The sequence below is a fragment of the Pseudarthrobacter sp. MEB009 genome (genome assembly GCF_030208875.1).
Taxonomy (GTDB): Bacteria; Actinomycetota; Actinomycetes; order Actinomycetales; family Micrococcaceae; genus Arthrobacter.
This window is the reverse complement of sequence record NZ_JARVTC010000004.1, coordinates 303,023-321,791: the sequence shown is the minus strand read 5'-3', so window position 1 is coordinate 321,791 and position 18,769 is coordinate 303,023. Positions and strand designations below refer to the sequence as shown.

Genomic DNA, 18,769 nt, shown 5'->3' with positions numbered 1-18,769 from the left:
TCCCTGTTAAGGGGGCCCCGCCCGCTTCGCGGACGCCCGAAGCCGCTCCCGGGCCCCCTTAACAGCTCGGCATGCCCGGGCCGGTACATTCAGCCGCCCGTAGCGACTTACGCTAAAGTGGATTCATGCGTGCGATCCTCTTGCTTAGTCAGCCGCCGGGTGTCCGAAACATTGGATAGCTGAGCGGCAGCCCCTCCATGGAGAGGGGCTTTTGTGTGTCCGGGGTACTTTCCGGGCCGGCAGCAGGAGGATCAAGCCGTTATGGCAGTACAGATGCCGTGACAGAACAGAAGAGGGCAGCAGTGGGCGTTCAGCCGGAGACCAAGACCGGAACAGCAGCATCAGCAGCGGAGGCGCCCGAAGAAGGCGCCTACAGCTTTACCGCCATGGAGGCCAGATGGCCCAAGGTGTGGGATGACCTCCAGGTCTTCACACCTGTGGATGACGGCTCGAAGGAACGCCGCTACGTGCTGGACATGTTCCCGTACCCGTCCGGCGACCTGCACATGGGCCACGCCGAAGCGTTCGCCATGGGTGATGTGGTGGCCCGTTACCTCCGCCAGCAGGGCTTCGACGTGCTGCACCCCATCGGCTGGGACTCCTTCGGCCTGCCCGCGGAAAACGCGGCCATCAAGCGCAACGCCCACCCCAGCGAGTGGACCTACGCCAACATCGACACCCAGGCTGCGTCCTTCAAGCGGTACGCGATTTCCGCTGACTGGTCCCGCCGCCTGCATACCTCGGACCCCGGCTACTACCGCTGGACCCAGTGGCTGTTCAAACGCTTCTACCAGCGTGGACTGGCCTACCGCAAGGATTCCCCGGTCAACTGGTGCCCCAAGGACCAGACGGTGCTGGCCAACGAACAGGTGGTCAACGGCGCCTGCGAACGCTGCGGCACCATCGTCACCAAGAAGTCGTTGAACCAGTGGTACTTCAAGATCACCGACTATGCCGACCGGCTGCTCGATGACATGGAGCAGCTCCGCGGCCACTGGCCCGAGCGGGTCCTGGCCATGCAGAAAAACTGGATCGGCCGCTCCGAAGGAGCCCACGTCACGTTCGTGATCGAGGCCGACGGCGAAAAGCCCGCCAAGGACGTCACGGTCTTCACCACGCGCCCGGACACCCTGTACGGGGCAACGTTCTTTGTGGTGGCCGCTGACGCGCCGATCGCCGTCGAACTCGTCACCGCGGGACACGCCGACGCCCTGGACGCCTACCGCGAACAGGTCAAAGCACTCTCCGACATCGAACGCCAGTCCACGGAACGGGACAAAACCGGCGTCTTCACCGGCCGCTACGCCATCAACCCGCTCAACGGCGAAAAGCTGCCCGTCTGGGCCGCCGACTACGTCCTGGCGGACTACGGCACCGGTGCCATCATGGCCGTCCCTGCCCACGACCAGCGCGACCTCGACTTTGCCCGGACCTTCGACCTGCCCGTCCGGACCGTCCTGGACACCGGCGAGGAGGACCCCTCCGTGTCCGGTACCGCAACGGCAGGGGAGGGCACCCTGGTCAACTCCGGCGAACTGGACGGCCTGCCCAAGGCCGAGGCGATCCCCGCCGCGATCGCCATGCTGGAGCGCCAAGGCACCGGTGAGAAGTTCGTGAACTTCAGGCTCCGCGACTGGCTGCTGAGCCGGCAGCGGTTCTGGGGCACCCCCATCCCCATCATCCACTGCCCGTCCTGCGGCGAAGTCCCCGTCCCGGACGACCAACTGCCCGTAACCCTGCCCGCTGACCTGCGCGGCGAGGACCTGTCCCCGAAGGGCACCTCCCCGCTGGCCGCCGCCGAAGCGTGGGTCAACGTTGACTGCCCCTCCTGCCACGGCCCGGCAAAGCGCGACACGGACACCATGGACACGTTTGTGGACTCGTCCTGGTACTTCCTCCGGTTCGTTTCCCCGGACTTCACCGAGGGCCCGTTTGATCCGGCCAAGATCAACGACTGGATGCCGGTGGGGCAGTACGTGGGCGGCGTTGAGCACGCCATCCTGCACCTGCTGTACGCCCGGTTCTTCACCAAGGTCATCAACGACCTCGGCCTGATCGAAGCCAACGAGCCGTTCAGTGCGCTCCTGAACCAGGGGCAGGTGCTCAACGGCGGCAAAGCCATGAGCAAGTCCCTGGGCAACGGTGTGGACCTCGGCGAGCAGCTGGACAAGTACGGTGTTGACGCCGTCCGCCTGACCATGGTGTTCGCCTCCCCGCCCGAGGACGACGTGGACTGGGCCGATGTTTCCCCGTCCGGGTCCGCCAAGTTCCTGGCCCGGGCCTGGCGCCTGGCCCAGGACGTCACCAGCGGAGCGGGCACCGATGCCGCATCAGGTGACCGGGCCCTGCGCTCCGTGACCCACAGGACCATCGCGGACGCTGCGGAACTGCTGGACGCCAACAAGTTCAACGTGGTGGTGGCCAAGCTGATGGAACTGGTCAACGCCACCCGCAAGGCCATCGACTCCGGCGCCGGCGGCGCTGACCCGGCCGTCCGGGAAGCCACCGAGGCCGTTGCTGTGATCCTCAGCCTCTTCGCCCCTTACACGGCCGAGGACATGTGGAACGTCCTGGGGCACCCCGCCTCGGTCGCGAACGCCGGCTGGCCCGAACATGATCCGGCCCTCTTGGTCCAGGACACGGTCACGGCAGTCGTCCAGGTCCAGGGGAAGGTCCGGGACCGCCTCGAGGTGTCCCCGGACGTCTCCGAAGACGAGCTGCGTGAACTGGCGCTGGCATCGGACAACGTCCAGCGTGCCCTCGACGGCCGCGGCATCCGCACCGTAATCGTCCGGGCCCCTAAACTGGTCAACATCGTCCCGGCCTGACCGGGAACCGGCCGCCCTTCCCGGGCGGCCGGCACCAGACCAGGAGGCCCCCTTGCCCGAGAGCAATCCGGTTGCGTGGCACTGGTTCCGGGCGCGCCTGGCGGGACTCCGCCCGGCGCCCCGGCCCGCACCGGTCGCCCCCGGGGCGCCGCGGGTGCGGACCGCCGTCGTCACTGACTCTGCAGCCGCGTTGCCGGTGGACTGGGCGGCCACCAACGCCCCGGACGGCGCCCTCACGGTCATTCCCATGCCGGTCATGGTGGGCGCTGATATCTATGGCGAGGGTGAAGACGACATCCTCGAAACCATCGCCCTTGCCCTGGCCGCCGGAAAAGCCGTCAAAACGTCCCGGCCTTCACCCGGACAATTCGAACAGGCGTACCGCACGGCCGAGCGGCTCGGATTCGAGTCGGTGGTCTCGATCCATCTCTCAGGTGACCTTTCCGGCACCGCTGATGCGGCCCGGCTTGCGGCCACCAGGGTGCAGATCCCCGTGGAGGTAGTGGACTCCCGGACGGTGGGCATGGCGCAGGGCATCGCCGTCCAGGCAGCTGTCCACGCCGCGTCCGCGGGGGCGGAGGCTGCCGCGGTAGCGGCAGCAGCAGCCGACCAGGCCGGCCGGACGTCTGTCCGCTTCTATGTCCCCAGCCTTGAGCAACTGCGCCGGGGCGGCCGCATCGGCGCCGCAGCGTCCCTGGTGGGGACCATGCTGGCCATCAAACCGCTCCTGGCCGTGGACGGCGGGAAGATCGTGCCGCTGGAGAAGGTCCGCTCGGCTGCAAGGGCCGTGGCCCGGCTGGAGGAACTGGTCGCGGCCGAAGTTGCGGCGCACCCACTGCCGGTGCCACGGCTGGCGCTGCACCACTTCGGCAATCCCGCCGAAGCCGAGGCACTGGCTGAGCGGCTTGCCGTAGCCTTGCCGCAGTGCGCCCCGGCGCAGATCAGCTCACTGCCTGCTGTGCTTGCCGCGCATGCCGGGTTGGGCGTTCTTGCCGTTATCGTGGCGCATGACGCACCTGGCGATCAATCCGGTGGATCCTGGCCCACTGGAGCGGGGTTACCACTGTCGCTTTGAACGAAGGGGCAGAGCCGGGATGACCCAAATGCCCTTGGTATTGCTTTTGGTACTGCGTGATTTACCTTGCCTGCAGGAGAATATCCCGGTGGCTGATTCCAGGCAGTATCGTTCGTAAGCCGGTCACGGCCGGACCCTTCCCTGCCGCACTGTCCACATAGGATCACGGCCCCCTGTTGCCGGGCGGGCCGGCTTCCTAGCGTGGAACCATGTCAGGCCGGGAATCTCGTGCAGCGCGCCCGCCGGCGCGCCACGCGCCGGCCCGGCTGGAAGCCACCGTGGGAAAGTCTCCGGGGCTGCTGGCCGATGTGGCAGGGGAACCGTTCGAATACCGGAACGCCGGTTCTGCCGGTGGGAAAGAAAACGCGGAAGTGCCCTCGGCCGGCGGCCTGCGGGGCGCGAGGCTCCGGTGGCGGCTTGGCCTGCGCCTGGCTGTGCTGCTCGGAGTCCTTTCGCTCCTAGCCGGTGCCTGGTTTTGGTGGCTTGCGGCCGCCGGGCAGCCCGGGATCCTTCCGCTGGGAGCGGAGTCGGCGGCAGGACCCAGCCCTGCCGCAGACGGCGGGGATCCGAACCGGGAAAACACGCCCGACGCCGGTCCGGAACCGTCAGTGCCCGGCGCCGCGGCAGCGGTGGACGTTGTGGTGCACGTGGCCGGGGCCGTTGGCCGGCCGGGAGTTGTCCGGTTGCCCGCCGGCAGCCGGGTCCAGGACGCAGTCACCGCGGCAGGCGGAAGCGTGCCCGGCGCGGATCTGGACCTGCTCAACCTGGCGCTGGTCCTGGTGGACGGGCAGAAAATCCTGGTGCCGGTGGCGGGGGAGCCGTTGCCGGCCGCCGGTGGCGGCGCCGTCGGGGACAGCGGCCTACCCGACGGCCCGGCCCCGCCCGTCCTGAAGGTCAACCTGAACACGGCGGACGCCGAAACGCTGGCGACGCTGCCCAAGGTGGGTCCTGTACTGGCGCAGCGGATCGTGCTGTGGCGCAAGGAGCACGGGCCGTTCAGGACCACCGCGGAACTCGATGCCGTGGACGGTGTAGGACCCAAGCTGCTCGAGGCGCTTCTGCCTTTGGTCACGGTCTGACATGCGGCCGCGGATCCAACGGGGGTGCCCGTGACCGGCACTGGCCGGTCCGGCCGTAAAAGCCCGTGGAGCCGGTATGTGGACTCGGCGGTCCAGGGACCGCGGCCCGCGCCGGACGGTAGCCAGGCCGGGAGGCCCGGTGCCGTGTCCACCTCGGCACGCCTGCGCCGTTACGACGCCTTCCTGGACCTCCGCCGGCGGGTGCTGCCGGCAGCAGCGGCGGCGCAGCCGGACGACGGCAGGGCAAAGCCTGCCGGCCCCGGCACCCGGAGACGGACCGATCTCCGGCTGGTGCTCCCCGCACTGGCCGCTTGGGGCGCAGCAGTCGCGGGGCTCTGGCTGCCGCCGCTGGCCCTCGGTTTCGCGTGTTGTCTGCTGCTCGCAGCCTCGGCTGCGCTCCTGGCCGGCCACCGTTACGGTCGGCGCACCGTGCGCACCGTGCGCACCGTGCGCCCGGTGGGGCGTGGCGGCCGTTCGTTCCCCGCCACCGCCGCCGTCGCGCTGGCCCTGGCCGCCACCGTTGCCGCCCACGCGGCGGTGGCTGCGGGCCAACGCACTGACGGTCCGCTGGCTGACGCGGTCGCTGCCGGAAAGTCGGTGGTGGCGTTGGTGGAAGTGGCGGCAACGCCCAAAGCCCTCAACCTGGCGGGCCATTCTTCCGGACCCCAGCGATGGGCGGTGCCCGTCTGGACGGTGGAGATCAGCACCGGCGGGGTCCTCGTGCGCACCAGGGCGCAACTGCTGGTGATGGGCGGCGGGGCCTGGGGAGCCGCAGTACCGGGCCAGCAGCTACGGGCCGCGGGCAAACTCCGCGCGCCGGGTCCGGGAAGTCTGGAAACCGGCATCCTTGCTGCTTCCGCAGCACCCGCCACCATGTCCGACGGGGCCGGGCTGAACGCAGCGGCCGCGGACCTGCGGGCCCGCTTTGTGGCTGCCTGCCGGTTCCTGGGCCCGGATGCCAGCGGGCTGCTGCCGGGCCTGGTCACCGGCGATACCAGTGTCCTGGACGAAGACCTCATGGTTGCCATGAAATCGGTGGGCATGACCCACCTGACCGCAGTATCCGGGGCGAATTGCAGCCTGGTCCTGGGCGGACTGCTGCTGGCGGCCCGAAGGTTCCGGCTGCCGCGGGTGCCGGCGGCCGGCGTCGCGCTTGGTGGCCTTGGATTGTTTGTGGTGCTGGTGGGCCCGGAGGCAAGCGTCCTCCGCGCGGCCGTGATGGGCGGCGTTGCCGTGGCAGCGCTGGCCTGTGGGCGGTCCGGGCGCGGCCTGAGCTTCCTGTGCCTGGCCGTGATCGGGCTGCTATTGCTTGATCCGGGGCTGGGTGGCAGTTTCGGGTTCCTCCTGTCCGTCCTGGCAACATTGGGCATCATCGTGCTGGGCAGGCGGCTCATTGAATGGACGCCCGCGGCAGTTCCGCGCTGGATGGCCGCTGCTGTTGCGGTGCCGCTGTCCGCCCAACTGCTGTGCGGTCCGGTCACGGTCCTGCTGCAGCCCGGATTTTCGACGTACTCGCTCCTGGCCAACGTGCTGGCCGCCCCACTGGTGGCGCCGGTGACGCTGCTGGGGACTGCGGCGGTTCCGATGCTGGCGGTGGCGGAGTGGTGGGCTGTTCCCCTTATTGCCGGTGCCGGCTTGTTCAGCGCAGGAGTGGCCGCCATCGCACGCTTCGCGACTGCGCTGCCTGCGGCCACGGTGCCGTGGGCCGAGGGGATCCCCGGCGTGCTGTCCATGGCCCTGCTCTCCGCGCTGACCTTCGGAGCTGTGTGGGCCTCAGTCCGGCCGCGCAGGACGGCGCGTAAGATCCTGGCCTGCCACCGGCACACCGAACGGCTGCTGGCACAACTGGAAACGTGGGGACGGACTGGCCCGGCCCGCTTCCCCGGGCGCCGCCGCTTGGCCGGACGGCAAGGACATGGCAGGGTTGGAAACTCCACAAAACTCTCCGGAAGGAACCCCCGATGGCCGCTGCACAAAAACGGGCACCCAGCTCACCGGCAGCCAACATGGCCACGTGGCGGGACGTAAGCCCTGCCGCGATCGTGCTGGTAGGCGGGCCTGAGGAGTACCTGGGGATCCGTGCCATGGACAGGGTCCGGGCGCAGGTCCGCGCGGCTGCCCCGGATGTGGAAGTGAGCCGCATCAACGCTGCAGCCTATGAACCAGGCACCCTGCTGATGCAGGTCAGCCCCTCGCTCTTCGGCGAGAGCAAGCTCATCGAGGTCGAAGCCGTTGAGTCCATGAACGAAGCGTTCCTGACCGATGCCCTGGCCTATCTTGGCAGGCCGGAGGAGGACGCGGTCCTGGTGCTCCGGCACGGTGGGGGAGCACGCGGCAAAAAGCTGCTGGACGCGATCCGCAAGGGCGGCTGGCCCGTGGTGGACTGCCAGCCCCTGAAGAAGGACGCTGAAAAAGCCGCTTTTGTTGTCTCGGAGTTCAAGGCGGGCGGCCGCCGGATCGAGCAGGAAGCAGTCCAGGCGCTGGTCAACGCAGTGGGGGCCAGCCTTTCTGAGCTTGCCGCGGCCTGCAGCCAGCTGATTGCGGACGCCGGCACCACCGTGACCTCGGAGCTTGTGGACCGCTACTACGGCGGACGCATCGAGGCCACCGCCTTCAAGGTGGCCGACGCCGCCATGGCCGGGAACGGACCACTCGCGCTGTCCACCCTTCGGCACGCCCTCGCCACCGGCGCGGATCCTGTCCCGTTGGTTGCCGCGCTTGCTGCAAAGCTGCGGACCGTGGCACGCGTGGCCGGGGCGTCAGGCTCGTCGGCCCAGATCGCCGCCGAACTGGGCATGCAGCCCTGGCTGGTGGAACAGGCCCAGCGGGATGTCCGGCGCTGGACCCCGGACGGCCTGGTCCGGTCCATCCAGGCCACAGCCGAGGCCGACGCCCAGGTGAAGGGACTGTCCAGGGATCCCGTTTATGCCGTGGAGCACGCCGTGACGGTTATCGCCATGTCGGTCCAGGGCCGCTGACCCTTCAGCGAGGAACGGCCCAGCACGTTAAAGATGTGTGGCCGGCACCTTACGGTACCGGCCACAACCATCAGTTCAGTGAACTGGAAACCTTACAGTGCGTTGACCTTCTTGGAGATCGCCGACTTGCGGTTCGCTGCGTTGTTCTTGTGCAGAACACCCTTGCTGACAGCCTTGTCCAGCTTGCGGCTGGCAGTGGCCAGGGCAGCAGCCGCTGCATCCTTGTCGGTGGAATCAACGGCGGTGTTGACGGCGCGGATGGCCGTCTTCAGCTCGGACTTGACTGCGTTGTTGCGCAGGCGTGCCTTCTCGTTGGTGAGGATGCGCTTCTTCTGGGACTTGATATTCGCCACGTGTGAACTCTCTTTTTAATGCGGAAATGGTCTAGAGGGCTTTCAGATTGGCCATTGACTGAGCGGCGTGGGGATACCTATGGCGGCCAACCATCTGTGGCCGTCGACCTGCACGGACACACAGCTATAAAGAATAGCAGGTCAGCTGCCGGGCTGGCCATTTGACGGTCAGGTCCAGCCGTGTCGCTTCCGCAGCCCGGCGGCCACCTTCTCGAAGCGGGCACGGTCCAGAACGGCGCCCTCGCGGCGGATCGCGTCCGGCCGGATCTGCAGGACCCTGTCCAGGAGTGCTTCGCTGGGCCTGCCCTGCGTGTCCCATGGCCCGGCTCCCAAGTCGATGTAAACCCCGTCGGAGCGGGATGCAGGAACGTGGTCCTTGCTGGTGAGCATCAGGCCCAGGAGGTATGCGCCGCTGTTGCCCACCAGCAGGACGGGGCGGTCCTTCCCCCGGCTGTAGTCCTCCTCATACGGAACCCACGCCCACACCACCTCGCCCGGGTCCGGATCTCCGTCGGGGGCGGGGGAATACCGGACGGTGCTGCGGCCGCGGAAGTCGCCCGGGTAGCCGGCGGTTCCGGACTGCTGCGTTCCGGACTGTGCAGTCCCCGCACGCGGGGCAGGGCGCCGTGTCGGGGGAGCGGGGGGTTGCCGGCGCGTGCCGGACGGTGGGACCGCGCCGGCCTTCTGCAGGATCCGGAGGCCCGTGCGGACGGCGTTCACCACGGTTCGAAGATTGATAGCCATTCCGCAACATTAGCGCCGGGCGCCGGGCCCGGGGAATGCGCACCGTGGCGGCAGGAATGCGTGCACGGCGCCCCGGACGTGGGACACTGGAGGTTGAAGATGGGCGGTCCTCCGGCCCGGGCACGTTTGTGTGCCCTCCGGCCCCGCCACGTGAAGCCAACAGTAAGGACCCTGCGTGTCTCCCATGGCCCGCACCGCCCCGGTGCCCGCCGCGACAGATCCGGCCATTATTCGGAACTTCTGCATCATCGCGCACATCGACCACGGTAAATCCACCCTCGCCGACCGCATGCTGCAGTACACCGGAGTGGTCCAGTCGCGCGATATGAAGGCCCAGTACCTGGACCGGATGGACATCGAGCGTGAGCGCGGCATCACCATCAAGTCCCAGGCCGTCCGCATGCCCTGGGAACGCGATGGCGTCAGCTATGCCCTGAACATGATCGACACCCCCGGCCACGTTGACTTCACCTACGAGGTTTCCCGGTCGCTGGCGGCCTGCGAAGGCGCCGTTCTGCTCGTGGACGCGGCACAAGGCATCGAGGCCCAGACCCTGGCCAACCTGTACCTGGCCATGGAGAACAACCTCACCATCATCCCGGTCCTGAACAAGATCGACCTGCCGGCCGCGCAGCCCGAGAAGTACGCCGCTGAACTGGCGAGCCTGATCGGCGGCGATCCCGAGGACGTCCTGCGGGTCTCCGGCAAGACCGGCGCCGGCGTCGAGGCCCTCCTGGACAAGATCGTGCACGACCTGCCTGCTCCCCAGGGCGATCCCAACGCCCCGGCCCGCGCCATGATCTTCGACTCGGTGTACGACACCTACCGCGGCGTGGTCACCTACGTCCGTGTGGTTGACGGCATGCTGCACCCCCGCGAGCGCATCCAGATGATGTCCACCCGCGCCACCCACGAACTCCTCGAAATCGGCGTGAGCTCCCCGGAGCCCACCCCGTCCAAGGGGCTCGGCGTCGGTGAGGTGGGCTACCTGATCACCGGCGTGAAGGACGTGCGCCAGTCCAAGGTGGGTGACACCGTCACCAACCTGGCCAAGCCCGCCTCGGAATCGCTGCCCGGCTATGCGGACGCCAAGCCCATGGTGTTCTCCGGCCTGTACCCGCTGGACGGCGCCGATTACCCGGTGCTGCGCGACGCCCTCGAAAAGCTCATGCTCAATGACGCAGCCCTCGTTTACGAACCGGAGACCTCAGCGGCGCTGGGCTTCGGCTTCCGGGTGGGTTTCCTGGGCCTGCTCCACCTGGAAATCACCCGCGAACGGCTGGAACGGGAATACAACCTCGCCCTGATCTCCACGGCACCGAACGTTGAGTACGAGGTGACGCTGGAGGACAAAAAGGTGGTCCAGGTGACCAACCCCAGCGAATACCCCACAGGGAAGGTTGCCGAGGTCCGCGAACCCATGGTGTCCGCCACCATCCTGGCCCCCAATGAATTCGTGGGCGCCATCATGGAACTGTGCCAGAGCCGCCGTGGCGTGCTGGGCGGCATGGACTACCTTTCCGAGGACCGGGTGGAAATCCGGTACCGCTTGCCGCTGGCCGAGATTGTGTTCGACTTCTTCGACATCCTCAAATCCAAGACCCGCGGCTACGGTTCCCTCGACTGGAAGGCAGACGGCGAACAGGCCGCCGACCTGGTCAAGGTCGACATCATGCTCCAGGGCGAGCAGGTGGATGCCTTCAGTGCCATCACGCACCGCGACAAGGCCTACGCCTACGGCGTTATGATGACCGGCAAGCTCCGCGAACTGATCCCGCGCCAGCAGTTCGAGGTGCCCATCCAGGCCGCGATCGGCTCCCGCATCATCGCCCGCGAAAGCATCCGCGCCATCCGCAAGGACGTGCTGGCCAAGTGCTACGGCGGTGACATCACCCGAAAGCGCAAACTGCTGGAGAAGCAAAAAGAAGGCAAAAAGCGCATGAAGATGGTGGGCACCGTGGAAGTGCCGCAGGAAGCGTTCATCGCCGCCCTCACCACCGATGAGTCGAAGGACAAGGCCAAAAAGAAGTGACCACCGCGCAGCCGGGGACCCGCTGATGCCCAGCGTCCTTCCCCTGGGCGACCCGGCGCCGTCGGACGGCCTGCTGCCTGCCCAGGCGGCGGCCGGCGCGGCGGACCGGGCCTTTGGCCTGTACGTCCACATCCCGTTCTGCGCCGTGCGGTGCGGGTACTGCGACTTCAACACCTACACGGCAACGGAACTGGGCGGCGGCGCCTCCCAGGACGCGTATGCCGGCACCGCCGTGTCCGAGGTGGACCTGGCTGCCCGGGTACTCACCGCGTCCGGGCTGCCGGACCGTCCGCTCAGCACGGTGTTCTTCGGCGGCGGCACTCCCACGCTGCTCCCTGCGGAGGACCTTGCGCTGATCCTCCGCGCCGCCATCAGCACGTGGGGGATTGAGGACGGTGCCGAGGTCACCACCGAGGCCAACCCCGATTCGGTGACACCGGAATCCCTTGCCGTGCTGAAGGCAGCCGGTTTCACGCGCGTGTCCTTCGGCATGCAGTCGGCGGTGCCGCACGTCCTGAAGGTCCTGGACCGCACGCACAGCCCGGCCCGGGTTCCGCAGGTGGTCCGGTGGGCCCGCGAGGCAGGCCTGGCGGTCAGCCTCGACCTCATCTACGGCACCCCCGGCGAATCGTTGGACGACTGGCGCCTCTCCCTGGAGACCGCCCTTTCGTACGAACCGGACCACATCAGCGCCTACGCCCTGATTGTGGAGGACGGCACCAAGCTCGCAGCCCAGATCCGGCGCGGGCAAGTGCCTGGAATTGACGACGACGACCACGCGGCCAAGTACGAACTCGCCGACCAGTTGATCACCGCAGCCGGGCTTGGCTGGTATGAGGTCAGCAACTGGGCACGGACTCCGGAGCAGGCCTGCCGCCACAACCTGGCCTACTGGCGGGGGGACGACTGGTGGGGCATCGGGCCGGGCGCCCACTCGCATGTTGGCGGGGTCCGCTGGTGGAACGTCAAGCACCCCACCGCCTACGCGGGGCGGCTGGGCCAGGGCGTCTCGCCCGCTGCCGGGCGGGAGACGCTGGATGCGGAAACGCGCAACGTGGAGCGGGTCATGCTGGCGGCCAGGCTCAGCGGCGGCCTCCGGATTGACTCATTGGGCGATGCCGGCCGCCGGCAGGTGGCGGGCCTGATCGCCGATTCCCTGGTTGAACCCACTGCGGCGTTCCGCGGAACACTCGTGCTCACCCTCAAGGGCAGGCTGCTGGCGGACGCCGTGGTGCGGCGGATCCTCCCGGACTGACTGACCCGCAGCCGGCGCGGTTAACGGCTCAGGCCGTTGGCGGACTGTTCAGTGCCGTAACGGTCCGGGTGGTGCTGTCCCACAGCCGCGCGTCGGTGCACCGGGCCTCGAGGGTGGCGGCCAGGGTCCCCACTGCCGCGCCCAGCAGCTCTGCCGGAATCCGGCGGGCGAGCGTGACGTGCGGGGTCCAGGCGCCGGGGCGGGTGAGGGGCAAGGCGTCGTTGGCCTGCCGGTGCAGGCCGGCGTGGAGGGCCAGCAGTTGCCTTGATCCCACCACCAGCCGGGCCAGGACGTATTTGCCTTTCCCAGCAGGGAAGAGGACCAGCCCGCCCAGGCGGACGTCCAGTGGAAGGCCCGCCCAGAGCCCGGCCGCTTCGGCCGCAACAGCCAGGCTGTTGCCCGCTGCGAGCGTGATGTGGGGCCTGTTGCTGGGGGCGGTATGGGAGCCCAGGCTGGGCAGGCCCGCCGCGGCCAGCCGGGCCCAGTCCGCCCGGATGCACGCCTCGGCGGGACCGTCGAAGGTCAGCTCGATGCTTCGCACGGGACCCGGCCGTCAGGCGGTGTTACTTGATCCAGCGGAGGTTGAACTGGTAGCGGTAGGGCTGGCCGCGGTTGACGCGGATCCCTGCTGCCACGGAGTAGCAGGTCAGGGCAATCCAGATGAGGGCCGCCGCGACGGCGAAGATGTTTCCGATCACCGGGATGAAGACCAGGATGTTCGCCACCACTGCCGCGATGGTCGGAGGCAGGCTGAAGTTGAGGGCTTCCTTGGATTCCTGGGCCGTGAATGGTCCACGATCACGGAAAATGAGGTAGACGAGCAGCGACGGGATGCAGCCCAGGATGCCGCCGAAGTGCGCCAGCGTGGCCCATTGCCGGTCTTCGCTGGCCGTCAGGGGCAGCGCGTTGGCCGGGACGCCGTGGTATTCGGACCGGCTTTGGCGGCCCTGCGGGTCCCCGTGCCCGCGTGCGTTGTCTGCCACAGTTGTGTTCCTTCGAAGATGCAATAGTGCGTTCGGCGCTGAGGCGCCGGCCGCCCCCGCCGGGAGTGGCAGGTGCTGGTCTACCCAGAATACTGGGTGTTGGCCGGAAGACTGCTTTAGGGAACCGTGAGGAAGTCGATGACTTCCTCCACCCGGCCCAGAAGCGAGGCCTCGAGGTCCGCATAGGTATGCACCGCACCCAGGAGTTTCTGCCACCCCAGCCCCACGTCCTCCTTGGTCTGGTGCGGCCAGCCGAATGCGGCCAGGATCCCGGTTTTCCAGTCCTGCCCGCGCGGCACGGCAGGCCACTTCGCGATGCCCAGCACGGAGGGCCGGATGGCCTGCCACACGTCCACATACGGATGGCCCACAATCAGGACGTTCCCGGCCGCGCCGGGGGAGGCCATTACGGCATCGGCAATGCGCGATTCCTTCGAGTTGGGTACCAGATGGTCCACCAGGACGCCCAGCCGCCGGCCTGGACCGGGGTTGAAGGCCGCCACCGCACCGGCCAGGTCATCGATGCCGTGGAGAGGCTCGACGACGATGCCCTCCACCCTGAGGTCATCGCCCCAGACTTTTTCCACCAGCTCGGCGTCGTGCTTGCCCTCCACCCAGATGCGGCTTGCCTTCGCCACCTGGGCGCGCTGGCCGGCCACCCGAACGGAACCGGAAGCGGTCCGGCCCGCCGCAGTGGTGGGAGCGGCACGCGGCGCAGGCGGAACCAGTTTGATGGGCCGGCCCTCCAGGAGGAAGCCGAACCCCAACCGGAAGGACCGGGACTTTCCCCGCCGGTCCTCCAAGGCCACCACATGCATGCCGCCGGACTTCTCCACCCGGGTTACGGCACCGACCCAGCCGGACTGGACGTCCTCCAAAACCATTCCGCGCTCCACCGGGACCTCGGGCAGGGTGGTGCGGGCCGGGGTGGACATGTCTGCCGGCCCCCAGTTCTGGTAATCCATGGTTGACTCCGCCTCGCAGTTGGTTCGTGGCCCGGAATTTCGCCCGGAGCGGTACCAATGCTAACAACGGGGCGGGGCGTAATAGACTGTTGGCACTAAGGCATGCCGAGTGCTAACTGACGGGGCCGCGTTGCCCAGGCGGCGCGGCGGCCCCAATCCCGGATGGAGGTGGACTATGAGCGAGCCACGCAAGCTGGAAGTCCTGCGGGCCATCGTGGAGGACTACGTCCATTCCCGCGAACCCGTGGGCTCCAAAGCCCTCGTGGAGCGGCACCATCTTGGCGTCTCCAGCGCCACGATCCGCAACGACATGGCGGCCCTGGAGGACGAGGGCCTCATTACGGCGCCGCACACCAGCGCCGGCCGGATCCCCACGGACAAGGGCTACCGCCTGTTTGTGGACCAGATTTCCGCGGTCAAACCGTTGTCGCCGCCGGAACGGCGGGCCATCCAGTCGCTGCTGGAAGGCTCCGATGACCTGGACGATGTCCTGGACCGCACGGTCCGGATGCTCTCCCAGCTGACCAACCAGGTGGCAGTGGTCCAGTACCCGCACCTGAGCCGGGCCCAGATCCGGCACATCGAATTTGTCCTGCTCGCCCCCCGGAAAGTGCTGGTTGTGCTGATTGCCGACAGCGGCAAGGTGGAGCAGCGGGTCATTGACGTTGGCCACGACCTTGCTGACGACGCCCTCGCCGGCCTGCGGACCCGGTTCCTGGCGACCCTTGCCGGGACGCCGCTGGGCCGGCTCAGCATGGTGCTGCCCGCGGTGGTGTCCGCCGTGGCGCCTGTCCACCGCCAGGCCGCGCAGGCCTTGGCCAACGGGCTGGAGATCCTGGGGCAGAACAGCCGCGAGGAACGTATGGTGATGGCGGGGACCGCCAACCTGGCCCGCTCCAACGTGGATTTCCCGCTCAGCATCGGACCCGTCCTGGAAGCCCTGGAGGAGCAGGTGGTGATGCTCCGCCTGCTCAGCGAAATGGCGCAGGACCCCCGCGGTGTTGCGGTCAGTATCGGCCGGGAAAACCCGTACGACGGGCTGGCCGAGGCATCGGTGGTGGCCACCGCCTACGGTCCGGACAGCACCGCGAAAATCGGCATCCTTGGACCAACCCGCATGGATTACCCCACCACCATGGCCGCCGTCAGGGCTGTGGCCCGATACCTGTCCCGGATCCTGGGTCCCTGAACAGGCCTGCCCGGTCGGCCGCGCGCCGACAGGGCACCAAGAGCAACACCGGCAGTCGAACTGCCGGCAGTACAACAAGGAAGAGACACGAACTTTGAGCAGCCACTACGACGTCCTTGGAGTCTCACCGGAGGCTACGGGCGAAGAGATCAAAAAGGCCTACCGCAAACTGGCCCGCACCCTGCACCCGGACGTCAACCCCGGGGACGACGCGTCCGACCGTTTCAAGGCCGTCACGCATGCCTACGAGGTCCTGTCGGATCCGCAGAAACGGCGGGTCTACGACACCACCGGCAACGAAAACGGCACTGACAACGGCTTTGGCGGCGGCAGCTATGCCGGCCAGGGCTTCGCGTTCCAGGACATCTTCGACACCTTTTTCGGCGCAGGCGGCTCGGCCGGCCCGGCCTCCCGCGTCCGGCGCGGCCAGGACGCCCTGATCAGCGTTCGGATCGAACTTAAGGACGCCGTTTTCGGTGTCAACCGGAAGCTGGAGGTGGATACCGCCGTCACGTGCCCCACCTGCGACGGCTCCTGCTGCCAGCCCGGCACCTCGCCGGAACGCTGCGACATCTGCGGTGGCAGCGGCCAGGTCCAGCGGGCCGTCCGGTCCATCCTGGGCCAGGTCATGACGGCGGCGCCGTGCGGTACCTGCGAAGGCTTCGGCACGGTCATCAAGGACCCCTGCAACGAGTGCAGCGGGCAGGGACGCATCCGCAGCCGCCGTTCGCTGACCATCAAGGTCCCCGCAGGCGTTGCCACGGGCACCCGGATCCAGCTTTCCGGCCAGGGTGAAGCCGGCCCTGCGGGTGGCCCTGCCGGCGACCTGTACGTGGAGATCCGCGTCAACAACGACGCCACCTACGTCCGGGACGGCGACGACCTGCACGCCACACTGAACATTCCCATGACGGCGGCTGCGCTGGGAACCGACGTCAGCCTGGAAACCTTCGACGGCAGCCAGGACATCGACGTCAAGCCCGGTACCCAGTCCGGGGAGATCATCACGCTGCGCGGCCTCGGCGTCACGCACCTGCGCGGGTACGGCCGCGGCGACCTTAAGGTGCACCTCCAGGTGGAGACGCCCGCGAGGCTGGACCAGGCCCAGGAGGACCTGCTGCGGCAGCTGGCCAAGCTGCGCGGGGAGCAGATCACCGAAGGCAAGCTCGCGGCCAGCGGCGGTATGTTCGCCAAGCTGCGGGACCGGCTCGGTAACCTGTAGCGGTGAGCAACCCCGTCTTTTTCACCACCGCCGGCGCGCTGGACCAGGTGCACCCCCAGGGCAGGTTTGTCCTGGAGGGCCCTGAAGCCCGGCACGCCGTGGCCGTGAAACGGCTGGCGCCCGGTGAGCCCGTGGACATCGTGGACGGTGCAGGCACCAGGCTCAGCGGAGTTGTGGTGGCTGCCTCGTCCGCGGCACTGGAAGTTGAGTGCATATCCGTGGCCCGGGAGGACCGGCCTGACATCCGCCTTGTCCTGGTCCAGGCCCTGGCGAAAGGCGACCGGGACGAGCTCGCCATCGAGACGGCCACGGAACTGGGAATCGACGCAGTCATCCCGTGGCAGTCCGAACGGGCCATCGTCCGCTGGAAGGGTGACCGTGCCGCGAAGGCGCACGCCAAGTGGCAGTCCACGGTGACTGCCGCCGCCAAACAGGCCCGCCGGGCCTGGGTGCCTGAGGTGCGGGCCGCCGTCGACACTGCCGCCCTCGCCGGCGCTGTGGAAGCCGCGGACCTGGCCGTCATCCTGCACGAAAACGCTGTCCGGCCGCTCCGCTCCGTCCTGTCGGCGTGGGCCGGGGAGTCTACGGCCGCAGTGCGCGAGGTGCTGCTGATCGTCGGCCCCGAAGGCGGGATCAGCCCCCGCGAAGTGACGCGCCTGTGCGATCAGGGTGCCGTGACTGCCCTGCTGGGGCACCACGTCCTGCGCTCCTCCACGGCCGGACCGGCCGCCGTCGTGCTCGCCAGCGATGTGCTGGGCCGCTGGGACGCTACCGCACAGTGAACGAGCGGGTGTCCTCGTTGCGGTCCACCTGGTCGTCGGCACCCAACTGGGCCACCTTTGCCTCGTAGTCCCCGGCCGGCAGCGTCAGGGCAAGCGTAAACAGCCCGGCACTCCCGGGTTCGGGGGCCGTGGTGGTCTCGCCGGTCAGGAAGGGCTCCTTGGTGCCGTTCTTCTCGGACCGCAGGATCTGCCAGCGGAGCTTGCCGCCCGAGACCGAACTGCGGCCGCCGATTTTGACGCTGCCGGACCGCAGCTCGGTGCCTTCCTGAGGGTCGATGATCCAGACCGGAGCCAGCAGCCCGGTGGCGCGGGTCATCAGGGCGCCGAGCTGGACATGGCCGAACGCCATGTAATCGGTGTGCCCGTCCACCAGGATCCGGACCCGGATCTGCTGGCCGGTGTCGATCAGGCCCGAACTGGCCCCGGCGGCTGTGGCCGTATAAACGAGCTGCTGGATGGCCCGGTTGGCGGTGTCGGCGTCGAGGTTGCTGTTGAAGGCGTCCTCCGAAACATCCACCGTGATGACATCCTTGCCCGAAATGGACGTGGCCAGCTTGGAAGGATTTTGCCAGGGCGTAAAGAAATCCGCGTCGAGGGGTTTCTCGTCCATCATGGCCCGCAGGGCGCGTGTGACAGGGTTTTCCTGGTCCGGGACGTCGCGGAACTCGCGGTAAAGGAAGACATTGTTGTTGGTCCGGCCCAGCCAATAGACGGGGGCCTTGTTGGAGGACTGGGTTGTTTCCAGTGGGGAGCTGGTGGCCGGAATGTCGGGTGTGCCTGTCACCGAAGGGCTGGCTGTCAGGGTGCTGGACTCCGAAGCGCCGGGGTCGGCGATGCAGCCGGACAGGGCGGGAACAACAAGAAGGCCCGCAAGAACCAGTGCCCGCGCGCGGCGTGCACTTTGTCCGGCCCCGAAGGGCGCAGCGGTTTCGGGCACTGTTGTTGCCTGTCCTTTCCTGGTGTGGAGGGCCGATCCCCGGGCGGCCCGCTGTCCAGCAGTAGCTGGGTTTCCAGCATTACACAGGGTGCAGCCGGGAAGTGCTCCGGATCCGGGTCATGCCGGAACTGCAACGGGAACGATATGAGGACGATATGAAGTTGATACCTAACGGGGGAGCACGGCACCCACCAGCCGCACCGGCAGCCGGTGGCTACCAGGGTCCTGATCGCGGGCGGCGGTGTGTGCTGGCGTAAGATGGAGGGATCACTGGGCCGGGACCAGCACGTACCGGAAGTCCCGCCCGGCCAGACGGAAAGCACTTCGACCTTGAGGGGACCACGGGC

General features: G+C 68.1%; 16 protein-coding genes. 10 read left to right on the top strand and 6 right to left on the bottom strand.

Annotated features, from left to right (window positions below; genetic code table 11):
- Positions 1-302 precede the first annotated feature (302 nt).
- The 5 genes from leuS to holA all read left to right on the top strand — a co-directional run bounded on the left by leuS (position 303) and on the right by holA (position 7,960).
- A complete protein-coding gene (leuS, locus tag QRN07_RS03465; protein ID WP_056598218.1) occupies positions 303-2,828 on the top strand; it encodes a leucine--tRNA ligase in 2,526 nt (841 codons plus the stop codon).
- Between the two features lie 52 nt (positions 2,829-2,880).
- Entirely contained in the window at positions 2,881-3,903 is a 1,023-nt protein-coding gene (locus tag QRN07_RS03460) for a DegV family protein (RefSeq protein WP_285240326.1), read from the top strand.
- A 209-nt stretch (positions 3,904-4,112) separates the two neighbouring features.
- A complete protein-coding gene (locus QRN07_RS03455) occupies positions 4,113-4,982 on the top strand; it encodes a ComEA family DNA-binding protein (protein ID WP_285240325.1) in 870 nt (289 codons plus the stop codon).
- Between the two features lie 144 nt (positions 4,983-5,126).
- A complete protein-coding gene (locus QRN07_RS03450; RefSeq protein ID WP_285240324.1) occupies positions 5,127-7,010 on the top strand; it encodes a ComEC/Rec2 family competence protein in 1,884 nt (627 codons plus the stop codon).
- A complete protein-coding gene (holA, locus tag QRN07_RS03445) occupies positions 6,944-7,960 on the top strand; it encodes a DNA polymerase III subunit delta (protein WP_285240323.1) in 1,017 nt (338 codons plus the stop codon). Before QRN07_RS03450 ends, holA begins: the two co-directional genes overlap by 67 nt.
- Before the next feature lie 92 nt (positions 7,961-8,052).
- On the opposite strand, the gene rpsT is transcribed toward holA, so the two are convergent.
- Both rpsT and QRN07_RS03435 read right to left on the bottom strand, forming a co-directional pair.
- Complete coding sequence (rpsT, locus tag QRN07_RS03440; protein ID WP_050684685.1) at positions 8,053-8,313, bottom strand: 30S ribosomal protein S20; 261 nt, start codon at positions 8,311-8,313, stop codon at positions 8,053-8,055.
- Between the two features lie 168 nt (positions 8,314-8,481).
- Complete coding sequence (locus tag QRN07_RS03435; protein WP_285240322.1) at positions 8,482-9,057, bottom strand: type II toxin-antitoxin system PemK/MazF family toxin; 576 nt, start codon at positions 9,055-9,057, stop codon at positions 8,482-8,484.
- 175 nt (positions 9,058-9,232) lie between these two features.
- Here QRN07_RS03435 and lepA point away from each other — a divergent pair, with 175 nt between their 5' ends.
- On the top strand, positions 9,233-11,089 hold the full coding sequence (gene lepA / locus QRN07_RS03430; protein ID WP_050684687.1) for a translation elongation factor 4: 1,857 nt from the start codon (positions 9,233-9,235) through the stop codon (positions 11,087-11,089).
- A 25-nt stretch (positions 11,090-11,114) separates the two neighbouring features.
- A complete protein-coding gene (gene hemW, locus QRN07_RS03425; RefSeq protein WP_056598225.1) occupies positions 11,115-12,344 on the top strand; it encodes a radical SAM family heme chaperone HemW in 1,230 nt (409 codons plus the stop codon).
- A gap of 28 nt (positions 12,345-12,372) precedes the next feature.
- Here the strand turns inward: hemW and QRN07_RS03420 are convergent, their stop codons facing one another.
- The 3 genes from QRN07_RS03420 to QRN07_RS03410 all read right to left on the bottom strand — a co-directional run bounded on the left by QRN07_RS03420 (position 12,373) and on the right by QRN07_RS03410 (position 14,292).
- The gene (locus tag QRN07_RS03420; RefSeq protein WP_285240321.1) at positions 12,373-12,885 is read right to left on the bottom strand and encodes a 2'-5' RNA ligase family protein; all 513 of its coding nucleotides are present in this window, start codon (positions 12,883-12,885) and stop codon (positions 12,373-12,375) included.
- Between the two features lie 22 nt (positions 12,886-12,907).
- A complete protein-coding gene (locus QRN07_RS03415; RefSeq protein WP_050684690.1) occupies positions 12,908-13,327 on the bottom strand; it encodes a DUF4870 domain-containing protein in 420 nt (139 codons plus the stop codon).
- Positions 13,328-13,443: 116 nt separating this feature from the next.
- The gene (locus QRN07_RS03410; RefSeq protein WP_056598228.1) at positions 13,444-14,292 is read right to left on the bottom strand and encodes a DUF3097 domain-containing protein; all 849 of its coding nucleotides are present in this window, start codon (positions 14,290-14,292) and stop codon (positions 13,444-13,446) included.
- 175 nt (positions 14,293-14,467) lie between these two features.
- On the opposite strand from QRN07_RS03410, the gene hrcA reads away from it, so the two are divergent.
- From hrcA to QRN07_RS03395, 3 genes are all read left to right on the top strand, one after another.
- A complete protein-coding gene (gene hrcA, locus QRN07_RS03405) occupies positions 14,468-15,481 on the top strand; it encodes a heat-inducible transcriptional repressor HrcA (protein WP_056598229.1) in 1,014 nt (337 codons plus the stop codon).
- A gap of 94 nt (positions 15,482-15,575) precedes the next feature.
- Positions 15,576-16,703: a molecular chaperone DnaJ gene (dnaJ, locus tag QRN07_RS03400; RefSeq protein WP_050684693.1), complete on the top strand. Its 1,128-nt coding sequence runs from the start codon at positions 15,576-15,578 to the stop codon at positions 16,701-16,703.
- 2 nt (positions 16,704-16,705) lie between these two features.
- Positions 16,706-17,485 carry a 16S rRNA (uracil(1498)-N(3))-methyltransferase gene (locus tag QRN07_RS03395; protein WP_056598230.1) on the top strand — a complete coding sequence of 260 codons (780 nt, stop codon included), beginning with the start codon at positions 16,706-16,708 and terminating at the stop codon, positions 17,483-17,485.
- Here the strand turns inward: QRN07_RS03395 and QRN07_RS03390 are convergent.
- The gene (locus tag QRN07_RS03390) at positions 17,472-18,422 is read right to left on the bottom strand and encodes a GerMN domain-containing protein (RefSeq protein ID WP_050684695.1); all 951 of its coding nucleotides are present in this window, start codon (positions 18,420-18,422) and stop codon (positions 17,472-17,474) included. The two genes, QRN07_RS03395 and QRN07_RS03390, sit on opposite strands and share 14 nt — an antisense overlap.
- Positions 18,423-18,769 lie beyond the last annotated feature (347 nt).

Excerpts from the sequence above, each read along its gene's own strand:
- QRN07_RS03455 (WP_285240325.1), top strand. The coding sequence starts at position 4,113 with ATGTCAGGCCGGGAATCTCGTGCAGCGCGCCCGCCGGCGCGCCACGCG.
- holA (WP_285240323.1), top strand. The coding sequence starts at position 6,944 with ATGGCCGCTGCACAAAAACGGGCACCCAGCTCACCGGCAGCCAACATG.
- QRN07_RS03435 (WP_285240322.1), bottom strand. The coding sequence starts at position 9,057 with ATGGCTATCAATCTTCGAACCGTGGTGAACGCCGTCCGCACGGGCCTC.
- hemW (WP_056598225.1), top strand. The coding sequence starts at position 11,115 with ATGCCCAGCGTCCTTCCCCTGGGCGACCCGGCGCCGTCGGACGGCCTG.
- QRN07_RS03410 (WP_056598228.1), bottom strand. The coding sequence starts at position 14,292 with ATGGATTACCAGAACTGGGGGCCGGCAGACATGTCCACCCCGGCCCGC.
- hrcA (WP_056598229.1), top strand. The coding sequence starts at position 14,468 with ATGAGCGAGCCACGCAAGCTGGAAGTCCTGCGGGCCATCGTGGAGGAC.